The organism is Streptomyces sp. NPDC090442 (assembly GCF_044769405.1).
Lineage (GTDB): Bacteria > Actinomycetota > Actinomycetes > Streptomycetales > Streptomycetaceae > Streptomyces.
Genome location: NZ_JBIVXW010000172.1, coordinates 1 through 4,199, shown reverse-complemented (window position 1 = coordinate 4,199; position 4,199 = coordinate 1). Strand labels below are relative to the sequence as shown.

The 4,199-nt window shown below is 69.2% G+C and carries 4 protein-coding genes and 1 pseudogene; 1 reads left to right on the top strand and 4 read right to left on the bottom strand.

The genetic code is table 11. The features are described 5' to 3' along the window. Positions 1–174 precede the first annotated feature (174 nt). Positions 175–378, bottom strand: a pseudogene (locus ACIQU6_RS43885) (IS256 family transposase); the annotation flags it as partial. Positions 379–394: 16 nt separating this feature from the next. Continuing rightward, positions 395–1,315, bottom strand: coding sequence for a MurR/RpiR family transcriptional regulator (locus ACIQU6_RS43880; protein WP_403488203.1), 921 nt, complete (start codon positions 1,313–1,315; stop codon positions 395–397). A gap of 407 nt (positions 1,316–1,722) precedes the next feature. Between ACIQU6_RS43880 and ACIQU6_RS43875 the strand changes: the two genes are divergently transcribed. Then, on the top strand, positions 1,723–2,976 hold the full coding sequence (locus ACIQU6_RS43875) for an amidohydrolase family protein (protein WP_403488201.1): 1,254 nt from the start codon (positions 1,723–1,725) through the stop codon (positions 2,974–2,976). Positions 2,977–3,120: 144 nt separating this feature from the next. On the opposite strand, the gene ACIQU6_RS43870 is transcribed toward ACIQU6_RS43875, so the two are convergent. Both ACIQU6_RS43870 and ACIQU6_RS43865 read right to left on the bottom strand, forming a co-directional pair. After that, positions 3,121–3,693, bottom strand: coding sequence for a transposase (locus tag ACIQU6_RS43870; RefSeq protein ID WP_403488199.1), 573 nt, complete (start codon positions 3,691–3,693; stop codon positions 3,121–3,123). Continuing rightward, complete coding sequence (locus tag ACIQU6_RS43865) at positions 3,648–4,133, bottom strand: winged helix-turn-helix domain-containing protein (protein WP_403488205.1); 486 nt, start codon at positions 4,131–4,133, stop codon at positions 3,648–3,650. The genes ACIQU6_RS43870 and ACIQU6_RS43865 overlap by 46 nt, the downstream gene beginning before the upstream one ends. Positions 4,134–4,199: the final 66 nt, after the last annotated feature.

Below are 4,199 nucleotides of genomic sequence, written 5' to 3'. Positions count from 1 at the left end.
CGTGAGGTCCCCGTCGAAATGGGGGCGACCACCGGCGAGTTCGTCGACCCCGGCCACGTCGGCGCGCTCGTGGCCTACCTGGCCTCACCCCTGGCAGCCGCCATCCACGGCGCCGACTACGCCATCAACGCCGGCGCCATCAAAACCGTGTGACCGCCACACCCACCAGGCAGTTCACGCTGCAAGCCTCCCAGGCCGCTCCACGAGATGGCCACGTTCGAAGCGGGCCCCTGCCCTGACGAGAGCGACGAGGTGAGACGCGTTCACGGCCCGCCACCGAGCCTGGGCAGACTCGACGAGCTTGAAGACCATCGCGAGTGCCGCCGCGCGGCTGCCTGCTCCCTTGGTGACCTTCGTCCGCAGGCGGACAGTCGCGGGTTCAGCCGGTGCTGGGTCAGTGCGGGGGTGTGCGTGATACGTGGAGGATGCCGAAGCGTTCCCACAACTCCTCGGCGCGGCGCAGCCGTTCGGTGGTGTACTCGGGGCGGTGCGTGGCGAGTTGGGCGCACAGGGCCTGGGCGAGGGCGAGGGCGGCGGTGAGGGAGGGGAAGAAGGCGGTGCCTTCGGCGGGGACGGTCAGGACATGATGTGCGGTGCGGGCGAGGGTGGTGGTGGCCGAATCGGTGATGGCGCACACCGTGGCGCCGCGTTCCCGGGCGGCTTGCGCCGTGCGGACGGTGTTCTCGTAGAGGCGCCAGAGGCTGATGGCGATGACGGTGTCCTGTGGGCCGATGTCGGCGAGGGTGTTGAGAGTGTCGGGCCGGCCGTGGTCGCCGAGCAGTTCGACGGGGTACCCGGCCAGCGCGGCGTTGTGCGTCAGGGCCAGGCCGATTGCGGCGTAGCTGCCTTCGGCGCTGACCAGAGTGCGCCGGCTGGTCGCGATTGTGGCCACCACCTGCTGGGCGGTGGCCGCATCGAGGTGCCGGTTGGTCAGGGCGACGGATTCCAGGTCGCGGCGCAGGGAGTCGGCGAAGACGCCGTCTTGCCGGGTGTGGTGTTCGGCGGTGATCTCGGGGACGCTGAGTGAGGTCAGGTAGCGGGCCCTGAGTTCGTTCTGGAGGGCGGGCCAGCCGGAGAAGCCGAGTGCCTGTGCGGTGCGGGTCACGGTGGCCCCGTTGACGCCGGCTGCGTTCGCGATCTGCTGGGTGGAGCCGTAGGTGCTCATGCGTGGCTGGGCCGCCAGTACGTCCAAGACGGCCTGCGCCTTGGGGCTGAGCGATGTCCGGGAGGTCTGCTCACGCAGCCACTGCCCGGCCACGGCGGAGGCCGGATCCTCCGGATCCCGTGCTTTCGCCTCGCCCTCGGGTCGCTCCACCGTATTTCCTTCCGTTTCCCCGGGCGTTGTGCGGGCCCACAGCATCATCCATCGCCGACGTGGCGAGTGCGCCGACTGTGTTGGCCCGTCCGGCGGGCTACAGGGTTCCGCATCAAGTGTTGCAGATGACGATATACGCATCTACCGTTGCATGGCATGTCGCGTTTGTCCGCCATGAACGCTGCCCCGACGGATTCCGTGGCCCCGACGCCGCCGGGGCCACGGTCATGGCCGGACGGGTCGGTATCCCCGTCCACCTGTTGATTCGCCGGCATCTTCAGGCCGGGCCATCACCGTCCTCGCCGCCAGGGGCGTCAGCATCCCGGCCACCGCCCGCTGGAACGCATCGTTTCCGCCCCCGCCCAGACGGGCCGAACCACCATTACCGCGCAAGGAGCACTTTGCCCATGACCACCGGCCTTCCCTCCACTGCCCCGCTCCTGCTGCGCAATGCCCGCATCCTCGACCCCGAATCCGGCACCTACACCGAGGGCGACCTGCTGGCCGTCGACGGCCGGGTCGTCGAGCGCGGCACCCACCTGAGGGCCCCCCGGCATGCCGAGACGCGCGACATGCGCGGCTCCTACGTCCTGCCCGGACTCATCGACGCGCACGTCCACGTCACCGCCATCACCGCCGACCTCGCCTCGATCGCCACCACCTCCCCCCTGTACGTCGCCGCACACACGATCAAGATCATGGGCGGGATGCTCGACCGCGGCTTCACCACCGTCCGCGACCTCGGCGGTGCCGACTACGGAATCGCCGCGGCCCAGGCCGAGGGCACCGTCCGAGGCCCCTGGCTGGCCTTCGGCGGCCGGGCCCTGTCCCAGACCGGCGGCCACGGCGACTACCGTGGCCCCGGCACCCACCTGCGGGACGACCACCCCTGCTGCGGCGACGACTCCCGCATCGCCGACGGCGTGGACGCCGTCCGCGCCGCCGCCCGCGACGAACTGCGCAAGGGCAGCCACCACCTCAAGGTCATGGCCTCCGGCGGCGTCGCATCCCCCACCGACCGGATCGACTCCACCCAGTACTCCATGCCCGAACTGCGCGCCGCCGTCGAGGAGGCCGAAGCCTGCAACCGCTACGTCGCCGCCCACGCCTACCACGCACGCGCCGTCAACCGCGCACTCGAAACAGGCGTCCGTTCCATCGAACACGGCAACCTGATCGACGACCGCAGCGTCCAGCTCCTCCTCGAACACGATGCCTTCCTGGTCCCCACCCTGGTCACCTACTGGGCCCTGGCGAACGAAGGCCCCGGCTTCGGCCTGCCCGAAGACAGCCACCGCAAGGTCAACGACGTCCTGGACGCAGGGCTCGCCGCCCTGGAACGCGCCCACCGCGGCGGCGTCACCCTCGTCTACGGCTCCGACCTCCTCGGCGGCATGCATCGCCACCAAAACGAAGAGTTCCGCATCCGCGCCCGCATCCAGCCGCCCATTGACGTCATCCGCGCCGCCACCACCAACGCCGCCCGGCTCCTGGGCCAAGAAGGCAGCATCGGCACCCTCACCGTCGGCGCCCGCGCCGACGCCATCGTCCTGGACACCGACCCCCTCCAAAACCTCGCCGCCCTCGCCGACCCCGCCTTGCACATGCCCCTGGTCATCCAGGCCGGCGCCATCACCCACGACAGACACCCAACCACCTGACCCGGACCGGAACAGCCCTCGCCGTGTTGCCCGACCCCGTCGGGCACCGCCGACTGTCCGTTAACGACGAGGAGATCTGTGACCGGGCCGCGCTGCTTAAATCGTTCCGGGCCCCGCGAGTCTAGAGATCTTTAACGGCTGAGGTTACGGCGGTTGGAGGTCGAGCCGAGTCTTGGCGATGAGCCCCTCGATGAGGTGGGGACGGTACTGCATCCGTTTCAGTCGCGTCTTCACCAACGCGGTGAGCTGATCGAGACTGTGTTTGGTGAGGTTGGTCAGCGACCTTTTCAGGTGCGACCACACCCCCTCGACGGGGTTGAACTCTGGGGCATAGGGCGGCAGTTGGTAGACGGTCAGCCATAACCGGGCGGCGATCAGCTCGTGCATGTTGCGGCTGACGTGCATGTTCAGATTGTCCCAGACCAGAACGATGGGGCCCCCGAGCTGCTGGTGCGCAGCATCCAGCAGGCGGGCGTAGTCGGTCTCGGTGAAGCCTTTGCGGCGGCCCTTGGCGGGACCGCGATCGAGGTGGATGCGGTAGATCAGCCGTGGTTGGCGGCCGGGTTTGGTGCAGATCAGCGCCGCCATGGAGACACGCTTGGTGCCTGCGGCGGTGACCCGCACCACCGGCGTGTGGCCTCGGCGACCCCAGGTGCGGCCCTTGGGCGGCCTCAGGCCCTGACCGGCTTCGTCTTCGAAGCAGAGCCAGGCACCCAAGTCCGCCGCCGTCTTTTTATGACAGGCCACTGCTCCTCCTTCCAGACGGCGATCTTCGCCTCGTCCCGCTCGGTGGCCTTGCGAGAGGGGGCCTGCACGCTCCAGCCGATGCGGTGCAGCAACAGGTCCAGCCCGGCCAGGGTGTACTCGACGCCGAACCGGCTGCGCACGATCTCAGCGATCCGGGCCAGCGTCCAGCACTGGTCACTCCAGCCGGAGACGGCCGGTCCGGCATCCAACACCGTCTCCAGAACCCGAAGTTGTCCCGGGACCAGCTTGCAGCGGGCGCCGCCGGGTCCCTTGGACACCAGTGCCTGCCGACCGCCTGAAGCCAACGCCCGCCGCCAGCGGTTCGCAGACATCCGCGTCACCCTGAATCGTCGGGCTACATCCCCGTCACTGAAGGTTTCTCGTGCGCCCAGCAGAACAGGAGGTGACACCGTGACGTAGCGGTGTTCTTGCTGTTCGGAAGCTCGTCGTCGCCTGCCGGTGGAAGTCCGGTCCGG

Bases quoted from the DNA above. Each gene is read 5' to 3' on its own strand.
- ACIQU6_RS43875 (WP_403488201.1), top strand. From the start codon at position 1,723: ATGACCACCGGCCTTCCCTCCACTGCCCCGCTCCTGCTGCGCAATGCC.